This is a genomic window from Amycolatopsis sp. NPDC004368 (assembly GCF_053602515.1).
In genome coordinates this window covers 72,346-97,247 of record NZ_JBSGDT010000007.1, presented here as the reverse complement: position 1 = coordinate 97,247, position 24,902 = coordinate 72,346, and the positions used below count along the sequence as shown (strand labels likewise).

Annotated in this window: 19 protein-coding genes and 2 pseudogenes; 16 read left to right on the top strand and 5 right to left on the bottom strand. The window is 69.3% G+C overall.

Annotation, left to right across the window (positions count from 1 at the left end; translation table 11 throughout):
• Window positions 1–96: 96 nt before the first annotated feature.
• Window positions 97–534, bottom strand: coding sequence for a MarR family winged helix-turn-helix transcriptional regulator (locus ACWEOE_RS13295; protein WP_452007863.1), 438 nt, complete (start codon window positions 532–534; stop codon window positions 97–99).
• A 340-nt stretch (window positions 535–874) separates the two neighbouring features.
• On the opposite strand from ACWEOE_RS13295, the gene ACWEOE_RS13290 reads away from it, so the two are divergent.
• The 3 genes from ACWEOE_RS13290 to ACWEOE_RS13280 are packed head-to-tail and all read left to right on the top strand — an operon-like array spanning window position 875 to window position 4,904.
• The gene (locus tag ACWEOE_RS13290) at window positions 875–1,276 is read left to right on the top strand and encodes a hypothetical protein (RefSeq protein ID WP_452007861.1); all 402 of its coding nucleotides are present in this window, start codon (window positions 875–877) and stop codon (window positions 1,274–1,276) included.
• Complete coding sequence (locus ACWEOE_RS13285; RefSeq protein WP_452007859.1) at window positions 1,267–1,662, top strand: hypothetical protein; 396 nt, start codon at window positions 1,267–1,269, stop codon at window positions 1,660–1,662. The genes ACWEOE_RS13290 and ACWEOE_RS13285 overlap by 10 nt, the downstream gene beginning before the upstream one ends.
• A 5-nt stretch (window positions 1,663–1,667) precedes the next feature.
• Entirely contained in the window at window positions 1,668–4,904 is a 3,237-nt protein-coding gene (locus ACWEOE_RS13280) for a bifunctional cytochrome P450/NADPH--P450 reductase (protein WP_452007857.1), read from the top strand.
• A gap of 21 nt (window positions 4,905–4,925) precedes the next feature.
• On the opposite strand, the gene ACWEOE_RS13275 is transcribed toward ACWEOE_RS13280, so the two are convergent.
• Window positions 4,926–5,264, bottom strand: a complete 339-nt coding sequence (locus tag ACWEOE_RS13275; RefSeq protein WP_452007855.1) for a hypothetical protein — start codon at window positions 5,262–5,264, stop codon at window positions 4,926–4,928.
• A 60-nt stretch (window positions 5,265–5,324) separates the two neighbouring features.
• Here ACWEOE_RS13275 and ACWEOE_RS13270 point away from each other — a divergent pair, with 60 nt between their 5' ends.
• Window positions 5,325–7,958: a valine--tRNA ligase gene (locus ACWEOE_RS13270; protein ID WP_452007853.1), complete on the top strand. Its 2,634-nt coding sequence runs from the start codon at window positions 5,325–5,327 to the stop codon at window positions 7,956–7,958.
• Window positions 7,959–8,680: 722 nt separating this feature from the next.
• On the opposite strand, the gene ACWEOE_RS13265 is transcribed toward ACWEOE_RS13270, so the two are convergent.
• Both ACWEOE_RS13265 and ACWEOE_RS13260 read right to left on the bottom strand, forming a co-directional pair.
• Window positions 8,681–9,565 (bottom strand): SGNH/GDSL hydrolase family protein, encoded by an 885-nt coding sequence (locus tag ACWEOE_RS13265; RefSeq protein ID WP_452007851.1) that lies wholly within the window; start codon window positions 9,563–9,565, stop codon window positions 8,681–8,683.
• A gap of 134 nt (window positions 9,566–9,699) precedes the next feature.
• Window positions 9,700–10,317: a class I SAM-dependent methyltransferase gene (locus ACWEOE_RS13260; protein ID WP_452007849.1), complete on the bottom strand. Its 618-nt coding sequence runs from the start codon at window positions 10,315–10,317 to the stop codon at window positions 9,700–9,702.
• Window positions 10,318–10,751: 434 nt separating this feature from the next.
• Here ACWEOE_RS13260 and ACWEOE_RS13255 point away from each other — a divergent pair, with 434 nt between their 5' ends.
• The 3 genes from ACWEOE_RS13255 (at window position 10,752) to ACWEOE_RS13245 (ending at window position 13,292) form a co-directional block, all read left to right on the top strand.
• A complete protein-coding gene (locus tag ACWEOE_RS13255; protein WP_452007847.1) occupies window positions 10,752–11,084 on the top strand; it encodes a hypothetical protein in 333 nt (110 codons plus the stop codon).
• Window positions 11,085–11,199: 115 nt separating this feature from the next.
• Window positions 11,200–12,894: a bifunctional tetrahydrofolate synthase/dihydrofolate synthase gene (folC, locus tag ACWEOE_RS13250; RefSeq protein WP_452007845.1), complete on the top strand. Its 1,695-nt coding sequence runs from the start codon at window positions 11,200–11,202 to the stop codon at window positions 12,892–12,894.
• Entirely contained in the window at window positions 12,891–13,292 is a 402-nt protein-coding gene (locus ACWEOE_RS13245) for a DUF4233 domain-containing protein (RefSeq protein WP_452007843.1), read from the top strand. The genes folC and ACWEOE_RS13245 overlap by 4 nt, the downstream gene beginning before the upstream one ends.
• 84 nt (window positions 13,293–13,376) lie before the next feature.
• On the opposite strand, the gene ACWEOE_RS13240 is transcribed toward ACWEOE_RS13245, so the two are convergent.
• On the bottom strand, window positions 13,377–13,757 hold the full coding sequence (locus ACWEOE_RS13240; RefSeq protein WP_452007841.1) for an N-acetyltransferase family protein: 381 nt from the start codon (window positions 13,755–13,757) through the stop codon (window positions 13,377–13,379).
• Window positions 13,758–13,849: 92 nt separating this feature from the next.
• Between ACWEOE_RS13240 and ACWEOE_RS13235 the strand changes: the two are divergent.
• The 9 genes and pseudogenes from ACWEOE_RS13235 to ACWEOE_RS13195 form a co-directional block, all read left to right on the top strand.
• Window positions 13,850–14,617, top strand: a pseudogene (locus ACWEOE_RS13235) (alkaline phosphatase D family protein); the annotation flags it as partial.
• Between the two features lie 439 nt (window positions 14,618–15,056).
• Window positions 15,057–15,383 (top strand): hypothetical protein, encoded by a 327-nt coding sequence (locus ACWEOE_RS13230; RefSeq protein ID WP_452007839.1) that lies wholly within the window; start codon window positions 15,057–15,059, stop codon window positions 15,381–15,383.
• Between the two features lie 316 nt (window positions 15,384–15,699).
• On the top strand, window positions 15,700–16,848 hold the full coding sequence (locus tag ACWEOE_RS13225; protein WP_452007837.1) for a hypothetical protein: 1,149 nt from the start codon (window positions 15,700–15,702) through the stop codon (window positions 16,846–16,848).
• Between the two features lie 440 nt (window positions 16,849–17,288).
• Window positions 17,289–18,095: pseudogene (locus tag ACWEOE_RS13220) on the top strand (alkaline phosphatase D family protein); the annotation flags it as partial.
• A gap of 80 nt (window positions 18,096–18,175) precedes the next feature.
• Complete coding sequence (gene ndk / locus ACWEOE_RS13215; RefSeq protein WP_452007835.1) at window positions 18,176–18,586, top strand: nucleoside-diphosphate kinase; 411 nt, start codon at window positions 18,176–18,178, stop codon at window positions 18,584–18,586.
• Window positions 18,587–18,664: 78 nt separating this feature from the next.
• Entirely contained in the window at window positions 18,665–19,393 is a 729-nt protein-coding gene (locus ACWEOE_RS13210) for a maleylpyruvate isomerase family mycothiol-dependent enzyme (protein WP_452007834.1), read from the top strand.
• Between the two features lie 129 nt (window positions 19,394–19,522).
• Window positions 19,523–22,873 carry a phosphodiester glycosidase family protein gene (locus ACWEOE_RS13205; RefSeq protein WP_452008215.1) on the top strand — a complete coding sequence of 1,117 codons (3,351 nt, stop codon included), beginning with the start codon at window positions 19,523–19,525 and terminating at the stop codon, window positions 22,871–22,873.
• A gap of 52 nt (window positions 22,874–22,925) precedes the next feature.
• Window positions 22,926–23,867 (top strand): ABC transporter ATP-binding protein, encoded by a 942-nt coding sequence (locus ACWEOE_RS13200; protein ID WP_452007832.1) that lies wholly within the window; start codon window positions 22,926–22,928, stop codon window positions 23,865–23,867.
• Window positions 23,867–24,670, top strand: a complete 804-nt coding sequence (locus ACWEOE_RS13195) for an ABC transporter permease (RefSeq protein ID WP_452007830.1) — start codon at window positions 23,867–23,869, stop codon at window positions 24,668–24,670. The genes ACWEOE_RS13200 and ACWEOE_RS13195 overlap by 1 nt, the downstream gene beginning before the upstream one ends.
• Window positions 24,671–24,902: the final 232 nt, after the last annotated feature.

Here is a 24,902-nt window from a genome sequence, read left to right as displayed (position 1 = left end):
CTTCGTTCTGCGCTGGTCGGGGGTTGGTCGGGGTCCTCCACGGCGTCCGCGCTGACGTCGGTGCTTCGGGTCCCGGCGCCGCTGCCGGGGGTCGGGTCAGTGCTGCGCGATGCGCTGCAGCAGGGGCAGGGCGCGGCGCACCGTCTCGAGCTCTTCGGGGGTCAGCTCGGCCGCGAGGGCGTGGGCGAGCCACTCGTCGCGGTGCTGGCGAACTCCCAGCACGGTCTTCTCGCCGAGCTCGGACAGCGACAGCACGGTGCGGCGCCCGTCGGCGGGATCGCGCGTGCGGTCGAGGTAACCGAGCGCGTCGAGCGCCGAGAGCGTGGTGGCCATCGACTGCTGCCGCACGTGCTCGGCCGCGGCGAGCTCACCTTGGGTCGCCGGGCCGTCGCGGTGGAGGCGGTGCAGCGCCGCCGACTGCGACGGCGTGAGACTGTCGGCGTTGTCGACCTGACGCAGCCGGCGGTGCAGCTGCGCGACGACGCCGCGGATCCAGCCGGCGGATTCGGCGACGTGAGCGGGGACGGTGGCCATATCCACAGTCTAGGCTGTGTAGTCTGGCCTGTGCATCCCTCGGCGGGGCGACCTTGGCCACACCCGGTGACTGCGGTCTGCGCGGTCCTTTCCGGGCACGGACCGGAGGGCTCGCGACGAGGTGAACGAATGCCACCGGAAGCGGTAACGCCTTTTTCAGGCCGGCACAAACTGGTTCTGCGCAAATGCTTTTCACGCTGTTTCGGTGCAATCGTCGCTTGTTGACACCCCCTGATCCGGGCAGGACGATGAGAATCGCGCTGCTGCACCACGGCACCTTTTCTTTTGAGCTGGCTGACATGCGCGCCATTTCCGGAAAATGGCGTGGCGGGAGGCGCCGATGCCTGCTTGGACCCGGATCCGCCCGCGCCGCCGGGCGGACACGAGGGCTGCCGCGGCGACCGGACGCGGGCCCGGGTATGCCCTGGTCGCGGGCTGGTCGGGAATCCTCTTCGCGGGGCTGTTCACCGTCGCGCTCGTGCTGGTGCACCGGGCGCCGGGACTGACCGTGGCGGACAGCCGGTACGCGAATTTCTACGCCGACGGCGGATCCAGTGCATTGGTGACCGCCGGTCTGTACATCGTGCCCTTCGCGGGCATCGTCTTCCTGTGGCACATGATGGCCACGCGTGAATTCGTCGCGAGCCTGCCCGGTGGGCAGAACCGGGAAATGCCGCGGGCGCTTCAGTTGGCTTCCGGGGGGGGGCGTTCATCATCCTGCTGTTCTCGGGGATGGCGCTGACCGGAGCGATCGCACTGCTGAAGCAGTTCTCGGTGGCGCCGCTGCCGCCCGTGTCCGTGGCCCGGGCGCTGACCGCGGCCGGCTACGGGCTGGTGTTCGTCTTCGGTGCCCGGGTCGGCGGCATGTACATGATCACCACGACGACGCTGCTCAGCGCCGCGGGTGTGCTGACGCGCCCGCTGGTGTGGTTCGGCTACCTCTGCGCCGCGGCTGTGCTGCTGAGCTGGACCTTCCACCCGATCTTCGCGCTCATCTTCCCCGGCTGGGTCTTCGTCGTCAGCGTCGTGGCGGTGGTCCGGGCCCACCAGGCCAAGGCGCGGACCACGCAGCCGAGCCGGGCCGGCGCCGTGACGTCGCCCGCCGAAGGGCACCTCTCCAAGGAGTGAACGCCATGACCACCAAGACCCCCATCGACGAAATCCCCGGCCCGCGCGCGCTGCCCTTCGTCGGCAACGCCTTCGACATCGACGCCCACAGCCCGTTCGAGAGCATGATGGGGATGGCCAGGGAGTACGGCCCGATCTTCCGGCTGACCACACCGGGCGGCACGCGGCTGATCGTGTCCGGGGCCTCGCTGGTCGAGGAGATCTGCGACGACTCGCGCTTCGACAAGGTGGTCAGCGGCGGTCTCGCGAACGTGCGCCGGACGGCGACCTCCACCGGCTTGTTCACGGCCGAGACGGACGATCCGCTGTGGCACCGCGCGCACAACATCCTGATGAAGCCCTTCAGCCTGCAGTCCATGCGCGACTACGTGCCGATGATGCTGGACATCGCGGGTCAGCTGGTCGACAAGTGGGAGCGGCTGAACCCGGACGAGGACGTCGACGTGCCGGCCGACATGACCCGGCTCACTCTCGACACCATCGCGCTGTGCGGGTTCGGCTACCGCTTCAACTCCTTCTACCGCGACACCCGGCACCCGTTCGTCGCGGCGATGATCCGCACGCTCACCGAGTCGCAGGCGCGGGCCCGCAGGCTGCCCATCCAGACCCGGCTGCGGATCCACGCCCAGCGCCAGCTGCAGGAGGACCAGGCGTTCATGAACGACCTGGTCGACGAGCTCATCGCCGAACGCCGCGCGGAGGGCGAGGCCGGCAAGAAAGACGATCTGCTCGGCCAGATGATCAACGGCGTCGACAAGGAGACCGGTCAGCGGCTGCCCGACGAGAACATCCGGGCCCAGTGCATCACCTTCCTGATCGCCGGCCACGAGACCACGAGCGGCCTGCTGTCCTTCGCGATCTACTACCTGCTCAAGAACCCCGACGTGCTGGCCCGCGCCCGCGCCGAGGTCGACGAGGTGTTCGGCACCAGCGCCGAACCGACCTACGAGCAGATCCACAAACTGACCTACATCCGGCAGGTGCTCTCCGAAGCGCTCCGGTTGTGGCCGACCGCGCCCGGGTTCACGCGCACGCCGTTCGAGGAGACCGTGATCGGCGACCGGTACTTGATCGAGCACGGCGTCCCGTTGACCGTGCTCACCCCGATGCTGCACCGCGACCGCAGCGTCTGGGGCGACGACGCGGAGGAGTTCGACCCCGAGCACATGGCCCCCGAACGGCTCGCGGCGGTGTCGCCCGACGTCTACAAGCCCTTCGGCACGGGGCAGCGGGCCTGCATCGGGCGGCAGTTCGCCATGCAGGAGGCCGTGCTCGTGCTCGGCATGCTCGTGCAGCGCTTCGACTTCATCGATCACCTGGACTACCAGCTCAAGACCAAGACGACGCTGACCATCAAGCCCGACGAGATGCACATCCGGGTGCGCCCCCGCCCCGGGTTCGTGCTGACCCGGCCCGGCGGTGGCCCCGCGGCGCCGGCGAAGGCCGTCGCGGCGGCACCCGCCCCGCGTGTCGCGCTGGCGCCGGACGCGCACAAGACCCCGCTGCTGGTCGCCTACGGCTCGAACCTCGGGACCGCGGAAGGTCTCGCGACGCGGCTCGCGCGCGAGGGGACCGAGCGCGGCTACGCGGTGACCCTCAGCGCGCTCGACGACGTCGCGGACGCGTTGCCGTCCCACGGCACGGCCGTGATCGTCACGTCGTCCTACAACGGCACGCCGCCGGACAACGCCGGCAAGTTCTGCGCCTGGCTGCGCGGGCCCGGCACCGCGAAGGACGCCGCCGCCGGACTGTCCTACACCGTGTTCGGCTGTGGCAACACCGAATGGGCGGCCACCTACCAGGCGGTGCCGAAGCTGATCGACACCGAGCTGGCCGCGCACGGCGCCACGCGGCTGCACGCCCGGGGCGAGGGAGACGCGAACGGCGACTTCGACGCCCAGTACCGCGCCTGGCACCACGGGCTCTGGGCCGACGTGGCCGCGAGCGCCGGCCTGCCCGAGAGCGCGGCCGAGCCGGCCACGACCGGCCCGCGGCTGTCGATCACGCTGGTGAACCGCCAGCTGAACAACCCGGTGATCATGTCCTACCAGGCGCAGCCGGCCCTGGTGCGGATCAACCGCGAGCTGCACGCGCCCAACGGTGGGCGGTCCACGAAGCACATCGAGGTCGCGCTGCCCGAGGGCGCCGAGTTCAGCGCCGGGGACCACCTGGGAGTGCTGCCCCGCAACAGCATCGACCTGATCCGCCGGGTGATGCAGCGCTTCGAGCTCGACGGCGGCATGTACGCGACGATCATCCCCCACAGCGGAGACCACACCCACCTGCCCGTCGACGAGCCCGCGCCGCTGCTCGGCATCCTGGCCAGCTGCGTCGAGCTGCAGGACGTGGCCACCCGGGCCGGCATCGAGGTGCTCGCCGGCTGCACCGAGGACCCGGCCCAGCGCGCCGAGCTCGAGTCGCTGGCCGGGGACGACGAGGCGGCTCGCGCCCGCTACCAGGAGCGGGTCTTCACGCCGCGCCGGTCGCTGCTCGATCTGCTGGAGGAGTTCCCCGCGTGCAAGGTGCCTTTCGGTGTGTACCTCGACCTGCTGCCGCCGCTGCGGCCGCGCTACTACTCGATCTCGTCCTCGCCGCTGACCGATGCGAAGGTGGCCAGCGTCACCACGGGTGTCCTGCGCGCCCCGGTGCGCGGTGGCGGCGGCACCATGTTCACGGGTGTCTGCTCCAACTACCTGGCGGGCAGCCCCGACGGCAGCACGGTGTTCGTGTTCGTGCGGCCCCCGACCATCGAGTTCCGGCCGCCGGACAACCCGCACACCCCGATGATCATGGTCGGGGCCGGGACCGGGCTCGCCCCGTTCCGCGGGTTCCTGCAGGAGCGGGCGGCCCTGCGCGAGCAGGGCGTGCCGATCGCCGAGTCGCTGCTGTTCTTCGGCTGCCGCAACGCGGACCAGGACTTCCTCTACGCCGACGAGCTGCGCGAATACGACCGCCAAGGGGTCGCCAAGCTGCACGTCGTGTTCTCGAACGCCCCGGTCGACGGGCGCAAGTACGTGCAGCACGAGATCGCGGCAGCGGGCGACGAGGTGTGGCGGCTGCTGCAGGACGGCGCGGCGGTGTTCGTGTGCGGCAATGCGAACACGATGGCGCCCGGCGTCCGAGCGGCCTTCACCACGCTGTTCGCCGAGAAGACCGGCGCCGGCGAGGCCGACGCGCAGGCCTGGCTCGCCGGTCTTCGCGCCTCGAACCGGTACCTCGAGGACATCTGGGGCAGCGGCTGAGCGCCGGAACGAGGCGCGAACTCAGAACGGCTGCGCGGCCGCCGGCAGGTGTGCCGACAGGCTGAAGACGTACTGGATCGACGTCTCGTTCACGCCGTAACCCTGGATCTGGTGCACCACGATCGCGCCCACGACGAGCAGCACGAGGATCGCCAGGGCCAGTGCGCCCGGCCAGCGGCTCTGGGTCGACGAGTAGCCGTAACCCGCGGAGACGCCGGTGCGGCGCTCCCGCTTGCGGCGCTTCTTCATCTCCTTCTTGGCACCCAGCCAAGCGTCGAGCTCCGCGTGCTTGCGCCAGTTCGGATCGACGAGGTCCGGGTGCGTCTCGATCCGGTCGTCCGGATCTTCCGGTCGGGTCATCCGTGCACCGCCTTTCCCCCTGAGCAACCCCGCCGGAGCGGGTTCGTAGACTTCTCCATTGTGACCGAGAACGCTCCGCAGCAGAAAACCGACCTTCCGGGTGCCTGGGACCCGGCCGCCGAAGAAGCACCCATGTACGACCGCTGGGTAGCGGCCGGGTACTTCACGGCCGACGCTTCGTCGGAGAAGCCGCCGTTCTCGATCGTACTGCCGCCCCCGAACGTCACCGGCAGCCTGCACATGGGCCACGCGCTCAACCACACCCTGATGGACGCGATGAGCCGCCGCCGTCGCATGCAGGGTTACGAGGTGCTGTGGCTGCCGGGCATGGACCACGCCGGCATCGCGACCCAGAACGTCGTCGAGCGCCAGCTCGCCGGCGAGGGCCTCTCGCGCCACGACCTCGGGCGGGAGAAGTTCGTCGAGCGCGTGTGGGAGTGGAAGGCCGAGTACGGCGGCAAGATCCTCGGGCAGATGAAGCGCCTCGGCGACGGCGTCGACTGGTCGCGCGAGCGCTTCACCATGGACGAGAACCTGTCGCAGGCCGTGCAGACGGTGTTCAAGAACTTCTTCGACGCGGGCCTGATCTACCGCGCCGAGCGCATCATCAACTGGTGCCCGCGGTGCCAGACCGCGCTGTCGGACATCGAGGTCGACCACAACGACGACGACGGCGAGCTCGTGTCCATCCGCTACGGCGAGGGCGCCGACGCGATCGTGGTCGCCACGACCCGCGCCGAGACGATGCTGGGCGACACCGCCGTGGCCGTGCACCCGGACGACGAGCGCTACGCGCACCTGGTGGGCACCGAGGTCGAGCTGCCGCTGACCGGCCGCAAGATCCCGATCGTCGCCGACAAGCACGTGGACCCGGAGTTCGGGACCGGCGCGGTGAAGGTGACCCCGGCGCACGACCCGAACGACTTCGAGATCGGCCGTCGCCACGACCTGCCGATGCTCACGATCATGAACGAGCGCGCCGAGATCACCGCGCCCGGTCCGTTCCAGGGCCTCGACCGGTTCGAGGCGCGCCCCGCGATCGTCGCGGCGCTGCGCGAGATGGGCCGGATCGTCGCCGAGAAGCGGCCGTACGTGCACGCCGTGGGCCACTGCTCGCGCTGCGACACCGTGGTCGAGCCGCGGCTTTCCCTGCAGTGGTGGGTGAAGGTCGAGGAGCTGGCCCGCAAGGCGGGCGACGCGGTGCGCGACGGCCGGACCAGGATCCACCCGGCCGAGCTCGAGAAGCGGTACTTCGACTGGGTCGACAACATGCACGACTGGACGATCTCGCGCCAGCTGTGGTGGGGCCACCGCATCCCGGTCTGGTACGGCCCCGACGGCGAGGTCGTCTGCGTGGGTCCCGACGAGCAGCCGCCGACGGGTGAGGGCTGGACGCAGGACCCGGACGTGCTGGACACGTGGTTCTCGTCGGGCCTGTGGCCGATGTCGACGATGGGCTGGCCTTCGCGGACCGCGGATCTGGCGAAGTTCTACCCGACCAGCGTGCTGTCCACGGGTTACGACATCCTGTTCTTCTGGGTCGTGCGCATGATGATGTTCGGCGTGCAGGAGATGGACGGCGTGCAGCCGTTCGACCACGTGTACCTGCACGGCCTCATCCGCGACGCCAACGGCAAGAAGATGTCGAAGTCGCGCGGCAACGTGATCGACCCGCTCGAGTGGATGGACGCCTACGGCGCCGACGCCACCCGCTTCACCCTCGCGCGCGGCGCGAACCCCGGCACGGACATGGCGCTGGCCGACGAATGGGCCGCCGGTTCGCGCAACTTCGGCACGAAGCTGTGGAACGCCAGCAAGTTCGCGATGATGAACGGTGCCACCGTCGCTTCGCCGCTGCCGGACGCTTCCGCGCTGACCGAGGCCGACCGCTGGATCCTCGGCCGCCTCTCGGCGCTGGTGTCCGAAGTGGACGGTCTCTTCGAGGACTTCCAGTTCGCCAAGGTCGCGGGCGCGCTGTACCAGTTCACGTGGAACGAGCTGTGCGACTGGTACCTGGAGCTCGCGAAGGTCCAGCTGTACGGCGGAGACGACGCGCGTGTTTCCTCGACGCGGTCCGTGCTGGGCCACGTGCTCGACACCGTGCTGCGGCTACTGCACCCGTTCATGCCGTTCATCACCGAGAAGCTCTGGCTCGCCCTGACCGGCGGCGAATCGCTGGTGATCGCCGCGTGGCCGACCGCCCCCGTCGGGTACGCGGACCCGGTGGCGGACGCGCGGATCGCCGACGTGCAGAAGCTGGTGACCGAGGTCCGCCGCTTCCGCGCCGACCAGGGCCTGAAGCCGGGCCAGAAAGTCGCGGCCCGTGTGTCGGGCGCCGGCTTCGCTTCGCTTGCCGGACACGAGGAATCGGTGCGTTCGCTGGTGCGCCTGACCCCGGAGACGCCGGAGTTCGCCGTTTCGGCCTCGCTGGAGGTCGCGCTGGCCGGCGGGGTGGCCGTGGTGGAGCTGGACCTGTCCGGCACCATCGACGTGGCCGCCGAGCGCAAGCGCCTGCAGAAGGACCTCGGGGTGGCGCAGAAGGAACTCGCGCAGACCGAGGGCAAGCTCGGCAACGAGTCGTTCATCGCGAAAGCCCCGGAGCAGGTCATCGAGAAGATCAAGACCCGCCGCGCCACGGCGGCGGCGGACATCGAACGCATCGAGTCCCGGCTGGCGGCGCTGCCGGCTTCGTGAGCCTGGGTTCTTGCGGCGGCGCCCGGTGCTTCGTGCACCGGGCGCCGCGGTGTTTTGCGGGGTCGAACCCCGGGCCCCGCCCGGGGCGAGCCCTCGGATCCCCAGCGGTGGTCGGCCGAGTCCGGGACGTGCCTCAGGGGTGGTGGGCCGAGTCGGCGACGAGCCCCGGGGTGGTTGGCCGGGTTGGCGACGAGCGCCAGGGGTGGTGGGCCGGCGAGAAGCCCGAGGGGTGGTCGGCCGAGTCGAGGGCGAGCTCGGGGGTGGTTGGCCGAGTCGGCGACGATTCCCAGGGTGGTCAGCCCAGTCGGCGACGAGCGCCAGGGGTGGTCGGCCTGATCGGCGACGAGCGCCAGGGTCGTCGGCCGGGTTGGGGACGAGCCGGATTTGGTGTGCGGCCTGGGATCGGCACCGATCCGGCGGGTGGCGCCCGGGGCAGGCTGGTGATGGCCGAGGCGGGCCGGGCCGGCACTTTACTGGGGGTTGGGTGCCGGCCCGGTCCTGGCTGCGCCGGGGAGGCGGCGCGGGTCCCGTGTGCTGATTTTCATCTCAGTTGGTGCGATTCGGCAAGAGAATAACATGAGTTGACACTCCGGTGTTGCAACTGCGAGACTCTGCGGTGCCGAGGGAGGGGTGCCCACGAGCGACGGGGGCGGGCGGGTGAGGGCCGCCCCCGGTCGTTCGCGGTCACCCGGGAAGTCACCCGGGGAATCAATCGGGGGGAGTCAGCCGGCCAGCTGCCGGTAGATGATCCCGGCGAGGCCCGCCATGCCTTCGGGCAGCGGGTGGTACGCGGCGGCGGTGAAGAGCAGCGTGTTCCGGCCGTTGATCCAGGCCGCGCCGTCGGGCGCGCAGGCGTCGTGGCCGGTCGACGGGGTGAACGTGTCCACATAGGACGTGTTGCCGTCGGCCTCGACGGCGTTCTCGATGGCCTTGTTCAGGGCTTCCTCGACGCTCGAGAGCCAGGCGTAGTCGCCGTCGGCGAAGGGCAGCACGCTCGGGCAATAACCCGAAGCCGGCGCGATGCGCGGGTAGCCGATGGCGAGCACCTTCGCCTGCGGGGAGCGGGCGTGGATGCCGGCGAGCACCTCCTTGATGCTCTGCTGTGTGTTCTTCAACGCGGCCTTGATGGAATCCGTGCCGCCGGCCGTGAAGTGGCGTTCGCACGGGTTGCCGCTCGGGTCGCTGGAGCGCAGCGCCGGGCACACGCCGACGAGCGTGGCGAAGACGCTGGAGTCGTTGCCGCCGATGCCGAGCGTCACGAGGTCGGTGTCGAGGCGCAGCGCGGAGAACTGCGGCGCGTTCACCCCGAGCGGCACACTCTGCGGGCCCGCCATGTTCGACGTGTCCGCGCCCGAGCAGCTGATGTCCGTGTAACTGCCCACCCGCAACGCGGCGGCCAGGATCGACGGGTAGTTCGACGAGCTTCTCGCGCACCCGATCGGGTCGAGGCGCTGCGTGGGAATCAACGGCCCCGCGGTGTACGAGTCGCCGAGCGCGACGTAGTGGCGGAAGTGCTCCAGCTGCGAGGTGGCGCTCGCCGCGGTGCTGACCGACGTGGCGGCTGCAACAGCCGCCAGCGCGGCGAACACGAGCCGGGTGGTACGCATGAAGGCCCCGTTTCTCCGAACCGAATTCACGGACTCTTCTCACGTTTAGCCAGCTCACGGTGGGTTGCCTGCCGCCGTTCGGGTACACGGCCCCGGGATTCACCCGCCAGTGGGGTGACGCAGCCGGATCCGGGTCAGGCCGATGGTTTCCGGTACGTCAGCAGGTGCCGCCAGAACGGCAGCAGCTTGATCGTGCTGCCGGGCAGCAGCTCGCGCGCCTGGCGTCGGATCGCGTTCATGCTCGGGAACTCCATCTCGACCGGCGGCGCCGGCGTCGGATCCGGCCCGCCGTTGAGCCACTCACCCGCCGCGACGATCCCGCGCGCCACGAGGTTCACCGGTGCCCACCCGAGGTCCACCACGTAGTCGGCGGGCGTGCTCGGCCGCGCCAGCCCCAGCACCGCGAGGACCCCACCGGGCTTCAGCGCGTCCCTGAGCTTGGTGACGGTCTCGAACGGCATGTGGTGCAGGGACGCGAGACAGGAGATGAACCCGTAGGTGGCTTCGGGCAGCTCTTCGGTCCTGACGTCCGCCTGCCGCACCTCCACCCGCCCCGGCCCGGGCGACCCCAGCGCCTCCGCGATCCGCACCATCTGCTCCGACACATCCACGGCGTCCACGTCGACCCCCCGCGCCGCCAACCGGCGCGCGAACCGCCCGCTCCCGCAACCGACGTCGAGTGCCCGCTGGGTTTCCGGAGGAACCAGGCTGAGGAGGAGGGGGTGGTAGCGGTGGTTGTGATTGAAGGGCATGGTCTCGACTCAACCACTCGAGGGCCATGCCGTTGCGGGAATCCCAATATGGTCAGCCGGATGGCAGGACGATCACCGAAGGTGGCGGCTCTCTACAGCGCGTACGAGCTGATCCTCGATCGGGCCAAACAGCTCATCGCGCCGCTCCGACCTGACCTGAGTCCGGCGATGGTCGGGATCGTTCGCACGGCGGATGACCGATTCGCGGCCGTTCTCTCCGTGCCGTCGTCGACGTCGCGGCGTTCGACGCTGACGATTCGGTTTCGGCTCGCCTCGAAGGGCGGCGGCGTGATCGGCCCGACGGACTTCTCGTCGGGTCTCGCCCACGCCTTGGCTGCCCACACGGCGGAACCCGCATCGACACCTTCGAGGCCCCGGAGCACAGCAACCCCGAGGATGCCGCGAGCGAGTCGATCTTCTACAGCCCGAAGAGCTTGAGCATCAAGCCGATGCCGGCCGACTCCGGAGTCCGGCAGTTCCAGCGCATGTTCCCCTTCTTTCTTCCCGGATTCTCGAAAGTTCACAGCGGAAAGCTCCGGGCTTGTCTGACCTGCTGCGCCGACCGCACCACGATCGCGGTCGGCCTGCCCATCGCCGAGGACGACGCCGCCTCCGTCAAGACCGCGAGTGCGTCGATTCTGGGCGAGCTGGCCGCTCTCCTGCGATCGGGGATCCCTGCCCACGTCGCTGACCACGAGGTGGCAGCCGATCCGTACTGCAGCCGCGCGTTCGACCTGTTCGAGTGGTTCCTCAGGCCCGCCGAGTAGACCCCACCACTGAAACCCGCAGGTCACCCCTCCCGACACGGCCCCGAACCCCCGCGGCCCCCCGCACGTAGACTCGACAGGTCAGTAATAGGCCCGTTGTCGAGGGAGCGTGTTCGTGCCGCGTGGTGAGGCGGACGGCCAGGAGTCGTTCGAGGAGGTCGGCGAGGTCGAGCCGAGGCGTCCGGAGCTGGCGGATCCGGACAGTTTCGCCGGCGTCGACGAGCTGGGCGCGCGGGCGCACGACGAGTCCGACGACATCGACCCCGACCTGGACGCGCCGGACGCCGCGTACACCGTCGGCGGCGGGTCGCGTGGTGGGATCGGCGGCATCGGGCAGCTGGGGGACAACCTGGCGACCGGGCCGGTGCCCGACCTGCTCGGGGCCGAGGACGCGGAGCTGCACGAACTCGACGACCAGGGCGTCGAGGAGCCGGCGCAGGATCCGAACGGGCAGCAGGCCCGCCGGGAGCTCATCGCCGTCGAGGCGGAGCTGAACCAGCGCTGGCCGGAGACGAAGATCGAGCCGAGCCTCGCGCGGATCCAGGCGCTGGTGACGCTGCTGGGCGAGCCGAACCACGGCTACCCCGTGCTGCACGTCGCCGGGACGAACGGCAAGGGGTCGGTCAGCCGCATGATCGACGCCCTCCTGACCCGCATGGGCCTGCGCGTCGGGCGGTACACGAGCCCGCACCTGCAGCTGGTCACCGAGCGCATCGCGCTCGACGGGCACCCGATCTCGGCCGCGCGGTACGTGGACCTGTTCCGCGACGTCGCGCCGTACGTGAACATGGTCGACGCCGCGAGCGAGGACGGCGTGGCGATGAGCAAGTTCGAGGTGCTCACCGGCATGGCGTTCGCGGCGTTCTCCGACGCGCCCGTGGAGGCGGCGGTGCTCGAGGCGGGCATGGGCGGGGCGTGGGACGCCACGAACGTCGCCGACGCCGACGTCGCCGTGATCACCCCCATCGGCCTCGACCACGTCGAGTACCTCGGCCCGACCGCCGTCGACGCGGCGCGCGAGAAGGCCGGGATCATCAAGCCCGGCTCGGTCGCCGTGATCGCGGAGCAGGACCCCGACGTGCTCAACGTGCTGCTCAAGCGCGCGGTCGACGTCGACGCCGCGGTGGCGCGCGCCGGCAGCGAGTTCGGCGTGCTGGAGCGCGAGGTCGCCGTCGGCGGGCAGCTGCTGAAGCTGCAGGGCCTCGGCGGCGTGTACGACGAGATCTTCCTGCCCCTGCACGGCGCCCACCAGGCGGCCAACGCGGCGCTCGCGCTCGCGGCCGTCGAGGCGTTCTTCGGTGCGGGCAAGGACCGCAAGCTGGTGCTCGAAGCCGTGCGCGAGGCGTTCGCCGAGGTCGAGAACCCGGGGCGGCTGGAGCGCGTGCGAGCCGCCCCGACCGTGCTGCTCGACGCGGCGCACAACCCCATGGGCGCGCAGGCGCTGGCCACCACCGTCGCCGAGGAGTTCGCCTTCCGGCGGCTCGCGGCGGTCGTCGCGGTGATGGAGGAGAAGGACGCGCGCGGCATCCTCGACGCGCTCGAGCCCGTGGTGTCGGACATCGTGGTCACGCGCAACTCGTCCCCGCGGGCGATGGCGCTGGAGGACCTGAACGACCTCGCCATCTCGATCTTCGGCGAGGAACGCGTGCTCGCCGAACCCGATCTCGAGACGGCCGTCGAAACCGCCATCGGCCTCGTCGAGCAGTCCGACGACCCGGAGGAACCCCTCGCCGGCGGCGGCGTGCTGGTCACCGGCTCCGTCGTCACCGCGGGCGAGGCCCGCACCCTGTTCGGGAAGGAACCGGCATGAGCGAGCCCGCGGCCAGCCCGCCACCCAAGGACCCCATGAAGGGCTTCCGCGGCGTCCTCTCGGGCACGCTCATCATGGAGGCCATCACGGTCGCCCTGGCGCTGCCCGTCATCGCCAACCTCGGCGGCGGCATCACCTCCGCGGCGAGCTGGACGGTCATCGGCATCGCCGTCGCGCTGATCGCGCTGTGCGGCCTGCTCAAGCACGTGTGGGCGGTGCCCGCGGTGCTGGTGCTGCAGGTCGCCCTCATCGCCATGGTGTTCGTGCTGCCCGCGATCGCCATCATCGGCGTGCTGTTCCTCGCGGCGTTCGTCTGGTTCTTGTACCTGCGCCGCGAGGTGGCGCGCAGGATGGCGGCGGGGACGTTGCCGAGTCAGCAGCAACAGCAGCAGCGCTGACGGTCACCTCACCCCGCGGCCGATCAACGATCAGCGCCGGTACGAATAAACGACGAGCCCCTCGTTCACCTTCGCCACGGTGTCCTACAGCCCGCGAGCCGGCGAGTCCACCAGCGTGTTCCAGTACAGCCGCGGAAATCCGTGCTCCTCGGCGTCCCTCGCCACCCACCTGATGATCGCCGTCGCGATCCCTTGCCGTCGTGCGTCGGCGGCGACGAACAGGTCCGCCAGACAACACCGTCCCGCGGTCCAGATCCCCGCGTGGAACACGTAGTGCGCGAAGCCGACCATTCGGCTGTCCACCCAGGCGGCGATCCCGCGCGGCTGGTCGCCGTCGAGCAGGCCCCGCCAGGACCATTCGTAACCCTCGTCGCCGCGATCCACTCCGGCGTACGCGTCGTTGTCCCGGGCCAGCGCTTCCCACTCGGCACGGTCGGGTTGGCTCAGGAAGCCGATCTGCACCATGGCCCCATTCTTGCGGACCGCCGGACGTCCGTTCACCGCCAAGTCAGCGGGAGTTGTCCGACCAGCCGCCGCAGCGGGATAGAACGTCCGGCATGACCGAATCGACCCACTCCCGCCGCACCCTGTTCAAGGCCGGTTTCGCCGCGTCGGCCATCGTGGGCGGGGCGTTGCTCCTGCCCGAGAGCGTGTCCGCCGCGCCGCTGGTCCGCCGTGCGCGTCCGGTGCTCACGCACGGTGTCGCGTCCGGTGACGTGACCACCGGGTCCGGCATCATCTGGTCGCGCGCCGACCGGCCGGCGCGCCTGGTCGCCGAGATCGCGCGCGACGAGTCCTTCCGCCACGCCCGCAGAGTCACCGGGCCGATCGTGTCGCCCGACACCGGCGGCACCGGCAAGGTGCGCGTGACCGGCCTACAGCCCGGCACCGAGTACCACTACCGCGTGACCGCCGTGGACCTCGACGGCCGCACCGCCAGCGAACCCGTCGCCGGCCGCTTCGCCACCGCGCCCGTCGGCCGCCGCGACACGCGCATCCTTTGGAGCGGCGACGTCGTGGGCCAGAACTACGGCATCAACCCCGCGCTGGGCGGCATGACCATCTTCTCGGCCATGGCCGACCGCCACCCCGACCTCTTCCTGCACAGCGGCGACACCGTCTACTCCGACGGCCCCCTCACCGAAACCGTCACCCTGCCCGGCGACGGCGGCACGTGGCACAACATCGTCACCCCGGAGAAGTCGAAGGTCGCCGAGACGCTCGACGAGTACCGCGGCCAGCACGCCTACAACCGCCTCGACAAGAACTTCCTGCGCTTCGCCGCCCAGGTCCCCAGCTACACCCAGTGGGACGACCACCAAATACGTCAACTGACAACACGCTAGCACGTGTGACCAGCGCGAACCTGGTTGACGTGGGGTTCGCGGACTAACTGATCGTCACGCAGGCCCGTCGGCTGGTTCTGCCTAGCGGCGCTGCCGGTGCCGCGTGTGGCGACGTAGTACAGCAGCGGCACCAGCGCCCCTGCGTCGAGGAGTTCTTGCCGCTGCGCTAATTCCGGGATCCGGCTGAGCGGACCCACTCCAGCCTGCCGCCCTCTTCGGTATCCGTGGGTTCGCCGACCTTCTCGGCTGCCCGCCCACCAAGGACAGCATCCCGAGGGAGATCACCCGCAACGTCTCGTGCGGCGTCGCGTTCTCGGTTGCGGATCAGGTCGTCAACGACGGTCTGTTGGGCTCCGGCAAGTATGCGGCTGGCGTCCGCGCGACCGAACTACGAATCAACACCGACCGGGGAACCTGTGTGGCTGGCATCACCGATGAGACGTTCGAGCTGGTCCGCACGTTCTATGTCCCGTTCGAGGACGGGGCCGACGATGTGACTCCGGTCATCGGGCGAGCCGTGCCACCGATCGAGGAGATGGGCCGCCCGCGTCGAATCGTCATCCGACCGACGCAACATCCGGGAGGGACGACCGACGCGATGGGCACGCTGCACCGGCAGGGATGGTCAAGATGGAGCCAGGCGGCGCGCTGTGGGTTGACATTGACGAGCGCGGATGTCGAACAGGTGGCTGCCGGGATCGGTGCGGCGTGCGACGTGCTGAACGAGCGTAGCCACCCAGAGTGACACGCTACCGGACCTGGTGGGTGTTTGCTGAACCCGCTGACAGAGCACCTTCACCACGTGGTGGAAGGCCTCCTGTGTGGACACAGGGTTGTTGGAACCGCTGAATTTACAATCCAGCGGCTATTAGCTAGTCTGCGAGCCTTGGTTGACAGTTGTGAGAACGATGGTGTTCGTGCGATTTCTTCGAAGGCTCATAAAGCGTAAGCGGTCCCATTCACTAACAGTGGGAGGAAGGTTTACGCCTCGACTTCCAGGGCTCCTGGGTACAACGATCGGTGCAGTCCTAACGCTTCTGATAGTCACTCTCGCTATCTTCATGACCTTTGCCTGGCTTAGTGGAGTAAGACTCTTTCCACTGACGGAAGGAACACTTTCTGGGGCTGGCCTTTCTGATCTTGTCCGTAATACTGTATCTGCAGGAACTTTGATCGCGGGGTCTTTCGCACTCGTCTACGCTTATCGCAAACAACGACTTGATGAAGCTGCGAGCTTTCGAGCCGACAGTGAACAGTTCGGCAAACGATATCAAGATGGCGCTGTTCAACTCGGTCATGAGCGAGCGGCGGTGCGCCTGGCCGGGGTATACGCGATCAGTCGTCTTGCCGATGACTGGCCAGACAAGCGGCAAATGTGCGTGGATTTGCTCTGCGCATACTTGCGAATGCCATACACATCGCACCTAACAAATGATGATGAATCAGTAGTTCGTGCATCAATATTTGAAGTTATACGCCAACATGTGTTGGATCCTGACTCATCTGCCGGCTGGTGTCGACTGAATTTCGACTTCTCGGGTGGGACATATGACGATGTTCAATTGAGCGGAGGACATTTCTACGGGAGCGTATCGTTTCAGGATGCCAAGTTCACGGGAATTCAGCGACGCAGGGATGATAGGAACTATGGCTGGATTGGTCTGAGAAATTGCACATTTGAAAATGGGGTGAATTTCTTTCAGGCTAAATTCCACGACTGCATAACTTCATTCGATGGCTCAGTATTTAAGTCAGGCGAAGTATTTTTTGGGGGTGCAACCTTCAAAAACTTTAACCTCTTCTTTCGGGAAGTAAAATTCTCCGGAGGGCTAGTGTACTTCGGCAGGAACAAATTCGAACACTTTAATATTAGGGGTTCGGAAAGTCTTGGCAATATTTTGTTTGATGATGCGGACTTCTGTGGTGCAGAGGTTGTCTTTAATGACTGTACTGTTACCGGCCCGATCGATATAAAATTCGATCAAGTAGCATTGAGGGGTGGGATGCTTGACATGTCTGGTCTTCAATTTTATCCAGCTGGCAGAAAGTCCGCACGAGTACTAATCGCTCCAGTGATTATATCGACCGGAGTTTTAAAGCCGCCTTCTGAAAGTGCTGGCCTGGCTTTAGAAATAGAAATACCGTCAGCGGAGGGTGCTGCCGGGCAGACATCGTCGCCGAAGTTGTTCGATCAAGAAGAGCTAATGTAAGTGAGTAAAGGGATCTTCGTGCGAAAACCGTCGATATCGCGAAGGTGACATTGAATGAATGATTGAATGAACGCAACTCGGTGCGGGCCGGTTATAGGCCGCGGATGTCCGCCGCTATGTGCCTTGTCGCAGCCTGGTTTCGTCTCATATCATAAATTCGGGTCTATTGTGGTTCGGTCGAGTAAGTCTGTGATCTCTATCGTCTCGTTCGTCCATCGGTGCGTGTCCCGCGGCTGGACCTCGCTGGACGTGCTCGTCTGTGTAGTGCGACTGGCGGGCGTAGCACACCGCTGCGTCGCCGTCCGGCGTGAACGGGACGGCCGGCATTCGCGCGCTGACCTGCTTCTTGAACCTACGCCGCTTCCGGGGTATCGGTGCGCTCATGGTCGGTATCCTCACTGGTAGGCGACGTGCCCAGTGCGGTCAGTTGACACCCTTGGTGGGACGACCACGAGGTCCTCAACAACTGGTACCCCGGCGAAGTCCTCAACGACCGCCCCGAATACACCGAGAAGCGACTGAGCGTGCTCGCCCCGCGCGCGTACCAGGCGTTCCACGAGTGGCACCCCATCGACAGCCGTCAGGCCGTGGACGGTCGGGTGTACCGCAGCTTCCGCTACGGCAGCCGCGTCGAGGTGTTCGTGCTCGACATGCGCACCTACCGCAACGCCAACACCGCGGACCAGACCAAGCCCGGCTACATCCTGGGCGACAAGCAGGCCCGCTGGCTCGCCGACGCGCTGGACCGCAGCACCGCGACGTGGAAGATCGTGCAGGCCGACATGCCGATCGGCCTCGTGGTGCCCGACGGCACCGACATCGAGGCCGTGGCCAACAACCTGCCGGGCGCGCCCGGCGGCCGCGAGACGGAGCTGGCCTGGGTGCTGCGCGAGATCCAGCGCCGCAAGGTCCGCAACGTCGTGTGGCTGACCGCCGACGTCCACTACACCGCCGCGCACCACTACTCGCCCGACCGCGCGGCGTTCAAGGACTTCGACCCGTTCTGGGAGTTCGTGTCGGGCCCGCTCAACGCCGGCGCGTTCGGCCCGAACCAGCTCGACCCCACGTTCGGCCCCGAAGCGGTGTTCGTGCACGCGCCGACGACGCAGAACTCCTCGCCCGCACAAGGGTTCCAGCACTTCGGCGAGCTGAACGTCGACAGCGGCAGCGGCGATCTGCGCGTGGACCTGCGCGACGCGACGGGCAAGTCGCTCTGGTCCAAGACCCTTCACCCGCAGCACCGCTGACCACGCCGAAACCGGCCGCAACCGGGCGTCGGCTAGGCTCGCGCCCGATAACACGAATCCGCACAAGGAGAAACACCGTCGTGACTGAACGCACGCTGGTCCTCGTCAAGCCCAATGGCGTCGCGCGCGGCCTCGTCGGCGAGGTCGTCTCGCGCATCGAGCGCAAGGGTCTGAAGCTGGCCGCCCTCGAACTGCGCACCGTCGAGCGCTCGCTGGCCGAGGAGCACTACGCCGAGCACAAGGAGCGCTCGTTCTTCGGCGACCTGCTGGAGTTCATCACGTCGGGGCCGCTCGTCGCGATCGCCGTGGAGGGGCCGCGCGCCATCGCCGCGTTCCGTCAGCTCGCCGGCGGCACCGACCCGGTCGAGAAGGCCACGCCGGGCACGATCCGCGGCGACTTCGCGCTCGAGACGCAGTACAACCTGGTGCACGGTTCCGACTCGCCGGAGTCGGCCGAGCGCGAGCTGAAGCTGTGGTTCCCGGACCTGTGAGCCGGGCCTGAAGCCGGGGTGGGGCCCAATCGGCGCCGCCCCGGCTTTCCCTTTCCCGCCAACCGTTTCCGAGGGGCCATGTCGACGCTGCCGCTGCCCGCCCGCGACTACCTCGCGCACCTGCGCGAGCTCACCGCGGCGTTCACCGACATCGCGCGTTCCGCCGAGGCCGGTGTGGCCGTGCCGGACTGCGCGGGCTGGACGTGGCCCGACCTCGTGACCCACACCGGCAACGTGCACCGCTGGGCCGCCGAGGTCGTGCGCACCGGCGAGCCGCAGCAGCAGGCGTTCGAGGACTCTCCGGCGGGCGACCTCGCCGGCTGGTACGCCGAGAGCGCGGCCCTGCTGCTGGCCGCTCTCGAAGAAGCCGACCCCGACGAGCGGTGCTGGCACTTCTGCGGCACCGCGAAGACGAAGCTGTTCTGGTTCCGCCGCCAGGTCCACGAAACCGCGATGCACCTGGTCGACGCCCACTCCTGCGCCGGCACGACCCCGGTCCTCGACCCGCTGGTGTCGGCAGACGGCGTCGACGAGGTCCTCGGCGCGATGCTGCCGCGGATCACGCGCTGGCACGAGCCGCCGCCGCTGGCCGCGCCGCTTTCGTTGCGCGCCACGGACACCGGCCACGAGTGGACCCTCGTGCCGGGGGAACCGCCCGCGCTGGGTGACGGCGAACCGGCTGCCACCGTCGAGGCGAGCGCGCAGGAACTGCTGACGCTGCTGTGGAAGCGCGGCGAGGTCAAGCCCCGCGTCACCGGGGACGAGGAGCTGGCGCGCGGCTTCCTGAGGGCACCGCTCACTCCCTGACCGGAACCGCCCGTTCTGAGCCATTCAGGCGGAGTTCACCCGGAATCCTTCCGTCGGCCGCACCGCTCCACTTTGCTGGGCGAAGTCACTCACTCGATACTGGGGTACCTGGTGAAGAAGTCACGCTCCGTGCTGCTTTGCGCCCTCTGCACGCTGTTCACCTCCGCCGTCGCCGCGCCGGCCTACGGTGACCCGCTCGCCGCGCCACTCGGCACGCGGCCCGTGGAAAGCGCGCCCGTCGCGTCGTCGGCCCGCGAAGCGCCGGTCACGGCCGCCGCGACCACCGACGACGGTCTCGAGACCAGCAGCGCCACCTCGGCCATCGCCCCCGGGCTGCAGCTCACGCAGTTCGACCGCTTCGACCCGGCCGGCTGGATCCGCGGCGACACGCTGAGCGTCGACCTCACCAGCAAGGTCCTGAAGCCCACGTATCTGAGCCCTGGCACGGTTTCCGCGCGCACCCCGCTGTCGCAGCAGGTGGCGCGCACCGGCGCGGTGGCCGGCGTGAACGGCGACTTCTTCGACATCAACGCGACCGGCGCGCCCGAGGGCGTCGGCATCTCCGACGGGCAACTGCAGACCGCGCCGGCCACCGGCCACAACACCACCGCCGCGATCACCGACGAGGGCCGCGCGAAGCTGGCCGACATCTTCCTCGAAGCGTCTGTGCAGCTGCCGGACGGACGCAGCGTGCCGGCCACGAACTTCAACAGCCCCGTGCTGGGCAAGGACGCGCTGGGCGTCTACACGCCGCTGTGGGGCGCGTCGGCACGCGCGACTTCGGTGGCCGGGGCCGCTCGCGTGGCCGAGGTCGAGGTGCGCGACGGCGTGGTCACGCAGGTGCGCACCGCGCCCGCCGACGGGCCGATCCCGGCGGGCTCCACGCTGCTGCTGGGCCGCGAAGCCGGCGCGGACACGTTGGCCGCGCTGAAGGTCGGCGACCACGTGCGCGTCTCGTACGCGCCGCGTTCCGCCGCCGGGAAGATCGCCGTGGCCGTCGGTGGCAACGAAGCTCTGCTGAAGGACGGGCAACTGCTCCCGGTGGACGACACCACGCTCGCGCCCCGCACCGGCGTCGGGTTTTCCGCCGACGGCAAGCGGATGTGGCTCATGACGGTCGACGGGCGCCAGGCCGACAGCCGCGGCATGACCGAGGCCGAACTGGGCCGGCGCCTCAAGGCCCTCGGCGCCGACGACGCGATCAACCTCGACGGTGGCGGCTCCTCCACCCTGCTCGCGCGTGGTGAAGGCGAGGCCGCGCCGAGCGTGCGCAACGCCCCGTCCGACGGTGGAGAACGCCTGGTGCCCAACGGAATCGGCATCAAGACCACGCCCGGCAGCGGGCGGCTGACCGGCTTCGCGCCCGCACCCGCGCAGAACACGAAAGACGCCACGCGAGTCCTTTCCGGACTATCGCGGGTGCTCGTCGCCGACGGCCACGACGAGACCGGCGCCGCCGTCGCCGCACGGCCGAAGTGGAGCACTTCGGACCCCGCCCGCGCGAGCGTGACCGACAGCGTCCTCACCGCCCACGCGGATCGCGGGCATCCGGACGCGCGTGAAGACGTCTCCGTGCTCGCGCGCGACGGCAAGGCGTCGGGCAAGACGACGATCTCGGTGCTCGGCACCCCGGTCCGGCTCGGTACGAGCGCCGCGCAGGTCGCGCTCTCGGGCGCGGGCGCGCACAGCACGTTCCAGGTCTACGGCTACGACGCCGACGGTTACGGCACCTGGGTCGAACCGCGTGACGTGAAGCTCGACTACGACCCCGCCGTGGTGGACGTGAAGCCCTCCGCGGACGGGTTCGAGGTCACCGCGAAGGCCGCTTCGGGGGCTTCGGGGGCTTCGGCGATCACCGTGCACGCGGGTGGGCTGACCGAGCACCTGGCCGCGTCCGTGGGCACGGTGGGCCAGGTGGCGTCTCCTTTGGACGGTCCGGCCGGCTGGAGTGCGAGCGTGTACCCGGCGGTGGTCGGGGCCGCGCTGTCGCCGGCCGAAGGACGCGACGGCGGCCAGGGCCTGGCGCTCGACTACCGCCTCACCGGCACCACGGCCACGCGCGCGGCGTACGTGACCGCCGCGACGCCGCTGCCCGTGCCCACTGGGACGCAGAAGATCGGTCTGTGGGTCAACGGTGACGGCAAGGGCGCCTGGCTGCGCGCGGAGCTGCACGACGCGGCGAACGTGGCGTCCATTGTGGACCTCTCGCTGAGCGTGGACTGGACCGGCTGGCGGTACGTGACCGCGAACGTGCCGGCCGGGCTGCCCGACGGCCAGCGGCTCACGCGCTTCTACGCCGTGGAGAACGTGCCCGACCAGCAGTACGAGGGGCATCTCGTGTTCGACGACCTCACCTTCGAGGTCGCGCCCTCCACGTCCGTGCCCGCCGACCCGCCCGTGCACGACCCCGCGCTGGTCACCGACGACACGCTCGGCGCCGGCGGCCTGCGGATCGCGGTGATCAGCGACGCGCAGTTCACCGCCGACGCGCCCGACGGCCCGCTGGTGGCGCAGGCGCGCCGCGCGATGCGCGAGGCCGTGGCCGCGAAACCGGACCTGGTGCTGATCAACGGCGACCTCGTCGACCGCGGCACGGCGCCGGATTTCGTGTTGGCGCGCAAGGTGATCGGTGAGGAGCTCGACGGCAAGGTGCCGTGGTACTACGTCCCCGGCAACCACGAGGCCGAAGGCGGCAACGGGCTCGCGAACTTCCAGGCCGCGTTCGGCGTGACCCACCAGGTGGTGGACGTGCACGGCATCCGGCTGGTGCTGATGGACTCCTCGCGCGGGTCGCTGCGGGCCGGCGGGTTCAACCAGGTCCGCATGCTGCGTGACGCGCTCGACGGCGCCGCCCGCGACCGCTCGATCCGCGGGGTCGTGGTGGCGATGCACCACCCGGTGCGGGACCCGAGTCCGACGGGCAATTCGCAGCTGGGCGACCGCAAGGAAGCCGACCTGCTGCAGACGTGGCTCACCGGGTTCGAGCAGTCCTCGGGCAAGCAGGCGGCCGCGATCGCTTCGCACGCCGGGGTGTTCAGCCTGTCGCGCACCGATGGCGTGCCCTACCTGGTCAACGGAAACTCGGGCAAGACGCCCGCGGCCGCGCCGGGTGACGGCGGGTTCGTCGGCTGGACGCTGGTGCGGGTGGACCCTTCGGCGCGCGATCAGCCGGTGCGCTTCGAGACGAAGCCGAACGTGGACGCGCTGACGCTGTCCGGGCCCGCTTCGCTGCGTCGCGGTGAGAAGGCTCAACTGACCGCGACGGTGACGCAGGCCGGCCGGGCCGTGCCGGTCGCGTACCCGGTGAGCGCGGACTGGAGCGGCTTCGCAGCGTACGTCGGCGCAGGGCGGCCGGCGCCGTGGGATGTCGTGGCCTACGACCCGGCGAGTGGCGTGCTGACCGCGTTGCACCCGGGGGTGGCGCGGATTTCCGTGCGGGTCAACGGTGTTTCGCGGGACTTGACGGTCACCGTGCGCTGACCGATCGGAAACCGCTCGAAAACTGTCGGTGCCACGGCCTAGTGTCGGTTCCGTGGGTGAGTCAACGGCGGAACCGGCACTGGTGCAGGCGAAGGCACTGGTGAAGCGGTTCGGTGAGTTCGAAGCGGTCCGCGGCATCGACGTCGAGGTGCGCGCGGGGGAGTCGTTCGGCTTCCTCGGGCCCAACGGCGCGGGGAAGTCCTCGACGATGCGGATGATCGCGTGCGTGTCGCCGCGCACCGACGGCGACCTGCGCGTGCTGGGCATGGACCCGGACGTCGACGGGCCGCGCATCCGTGCGCGCCTGGGTGTGGTGCCGCAGGAGGACAATCTCGACGTCGAGCTGTCGGTGCGGCAGAACCTGCAGATCTACGGGCGGTACTTCGGGCTGTCGCGGGCGCACGTGCGGGCCAAGGCCGAGGAGCTGATGGAGTTCGCGCAGCTGAGCGATCGCGCGGAGAACACCGTCGACTCGCTCTCGGGCGGCATGAAGCGGCGGCTCACGATCGCGCGGTCGCTGGTCAACGACCCGGAGGTGCTGCTGCTCGACGAGCCGACCACGGGTCTCGACCCGCAGGCCCGCCACCTGCTGTGGGACCGCCTGTTCCGGTTGAAGGCCCGCGGCACCACCCTCATCGTGACCACCCACTACATGGACGAGGCAGAACAACTGTGCGACCGCCTCGTGGTCATGGACGGCGGCCGCATCGCCGCCGAGGGCTCGCCGGCGGAGCTGATCACGCGCTACTCCACGCGAGAGGTGGTGGAGCTGCGGTTCGCGCCGGGCGAACAGGCCGCGGCGGCCGAGGTGGTGACAGGGCTGGCCGAGCGCATCGAGGTGCTGCCCGACCGCGTGCTGCTGTACACGATGACGGGCGAGGCCACCCTCGAGCGCGCGCACGAACGCGGCCTGCGCCCGGTGTCCAGCCTGGTGCGGCGCAGCTCGCTGGAGGACGTGTTCCTGCGCCTGACCGGCCGGACGTTGGTGGACTGATGACGATCTCCGCGACGGGCCGCGTGGTCGGCCCCTGGCGTGGTGCGTGGCTGCGCGTCGAGGGCCACTGGACGTGGTACCGGCGGCACTGGGTGAGCACGCTGTACTCCACCGGCCTGCAACCCGTGCTGTTCCTCGCCGCGATGGGGCTGGGCTTCGGTTCGCAGGTGCAGGCGGGACCGGCCACGGGCGGGGTGTCCTACCTCGTGTACGTCGCTCCCGCGCTGCTCGTGGCGGGCGCCGCGCAGCAGGGCGTGGGCGACTCGACGTACCCCGTGCTGTCGGGGTTCAAGTGGCAGAAGGACTACCTGGCGGTCACGGCCACCCCCGTGTCGCCCGGCCAGCTGGTCGGCGCGCACTTCATCTGGTCGGGCCTGAAGCTCACCCTGGCCGGCACGATCTACGCGGTGATCGCCGTGCTCTTCGGCGCGTGGCAGAACTTCGGCGTTGTGCTGGTGGTGCTCATCGGCACGCTCACCGGGCTCGCCTGCGCGGCCCCGATGACCGCGCTGGCGGCGAAGACCTTCGACGAGGGGCAGCGCTTCGGGCTGCTGTTCCGCTTCGTGGTGATGCCGATGACGTTGTTCTCGGGCACCTTCTTCCCGATCACCCAGATCCCCGTGTACCTGCGCTGGCTCGCCTGGCTGTCCCCGCTCTGGCACGGCACGCAACTCTCCCGCGCCGCCACGCTGGGCGGCATCGGCCCCCTCGTGGCCCTCGGCCATCTCGCCTACCTGGCGGCCCTCGTGGCGGTTGGCTGGGCCCTGGCCCACCGCTGGTTCTTCCACCGGCTGGTGGCGTGATGACCTCAGCTCGCCTGGGCTCCCGGGCCCGCACTCGTGGTTCGGCACGCGGCGTCACGATGATTCGTGTTGTCAGCACCCCCTCGGCGGCTGCCGCGCGGCTCCCGGGGGAGCCGGTGCTGCCCCTTGCACCGGGGCCGGTGCCGCAATCCGCTGTGTCGTGGCTCGTCGAGTCGCACGCTGCTCTGTCAAGTCCAGCCGAACGGCCGCCCGGTGAGCGGCTGCCGCGCAT

What these genes read in the sequence shown, in the direction of transcription:
- ACWEOE_RS13295 (WP_452007863.1), bottom strand. Translation starts at nt 534, where the DNA reads ATGGCCACCGTCCCCGCTCACGTCGCCGAATCCGCCGGCTGGATCCGC.
- ACWEOE_RS13290 (WP_452007861.1), top strand. Translation starts at nt 875, where the DNA reads ATGCCTGCTTGGACCCGGATCCGCCCGCGCCGCCGGGCGGACACGAGG.
- ACWEOE_RS13285 (WP_452007859.1), top strand. Translation starts at nt 1,267, where the DNA reads ATGGCGCTGACCGGAGCGATCGCACTGCTGAAGCAGTTCTCGGTGGCG.
- ACWEOE_RS13280 (WP_452007857.1), top strand. Translation starts at nt 1,668, where the DNA reads ATGACCACCAAGACCCCCATCGACGAAATCCCCGGCCCGCGCGCGCTG.
- ACWEOE_RS13275 (WP_452007855.1), bottom strand. Translation starts at nt 5,264, where the DNA reads ATGACCCGACCGGAAGATCCGGACGACCGGATCGAGACGCACCCGGAC.
- ACWEOE_RS13265 (WP_452007851.1), bottom strand. Translation starts at nt 9,565, where the DNA reads ATGCGTACCACCCGGCTCGTGTTCGCCGCGCTGGCGGCTGTTGCAGCC.
- ACWEOE_RS13260 (WP_452007849.1), bottom strand. Translation starts at nt 10,317, where the DNA reads ATGCCCTTCAATCACAACCACCGCTACCACCCCCTCCTCCTCAGCCTG.
- ACWEOE_RS13245 (WP_452007843.1), top strand. Translation starts at nt 12,891, where the DNA reads ATGAGCGAGCCCGCGGCCAGCCCGCCACCCAAGGACCCCATGAAGGGC.
- ACWEOE_RS13240 (WP_452007841.1), bottom strand. Translation starts at nt 13,757, where the DNA reads ATGGTGCAGATCGGCTTCCTGAGCCAACCCGACCGTGCCGAGTGGGAA.
- ACWEOE_RS13225 (WP_452007837.1), top strand. Translation starts at nt 15,700, where the DNA reads ATGACCTTTGCCTGGCTTAGTGGAGTAAGACTCTTTCCACTGACGGAA.
- ACWEOE_RS13210 (WP_452007834.1), top strand. Translation starts at nt 18,665, where the DNA reads ATGTCGACGCTGCCGCTGCCCGCCCGCGACTACCTCGCGCACCTGCGC.
- ACWEOE_RS13195 (WP_452007830.1), top strand. Translation starts at nt 23,867, where the DNA reads ATGACGATCTCCGCGACGGGCCGCGTGGTCGGCCCCTGGCGTGGTGCG.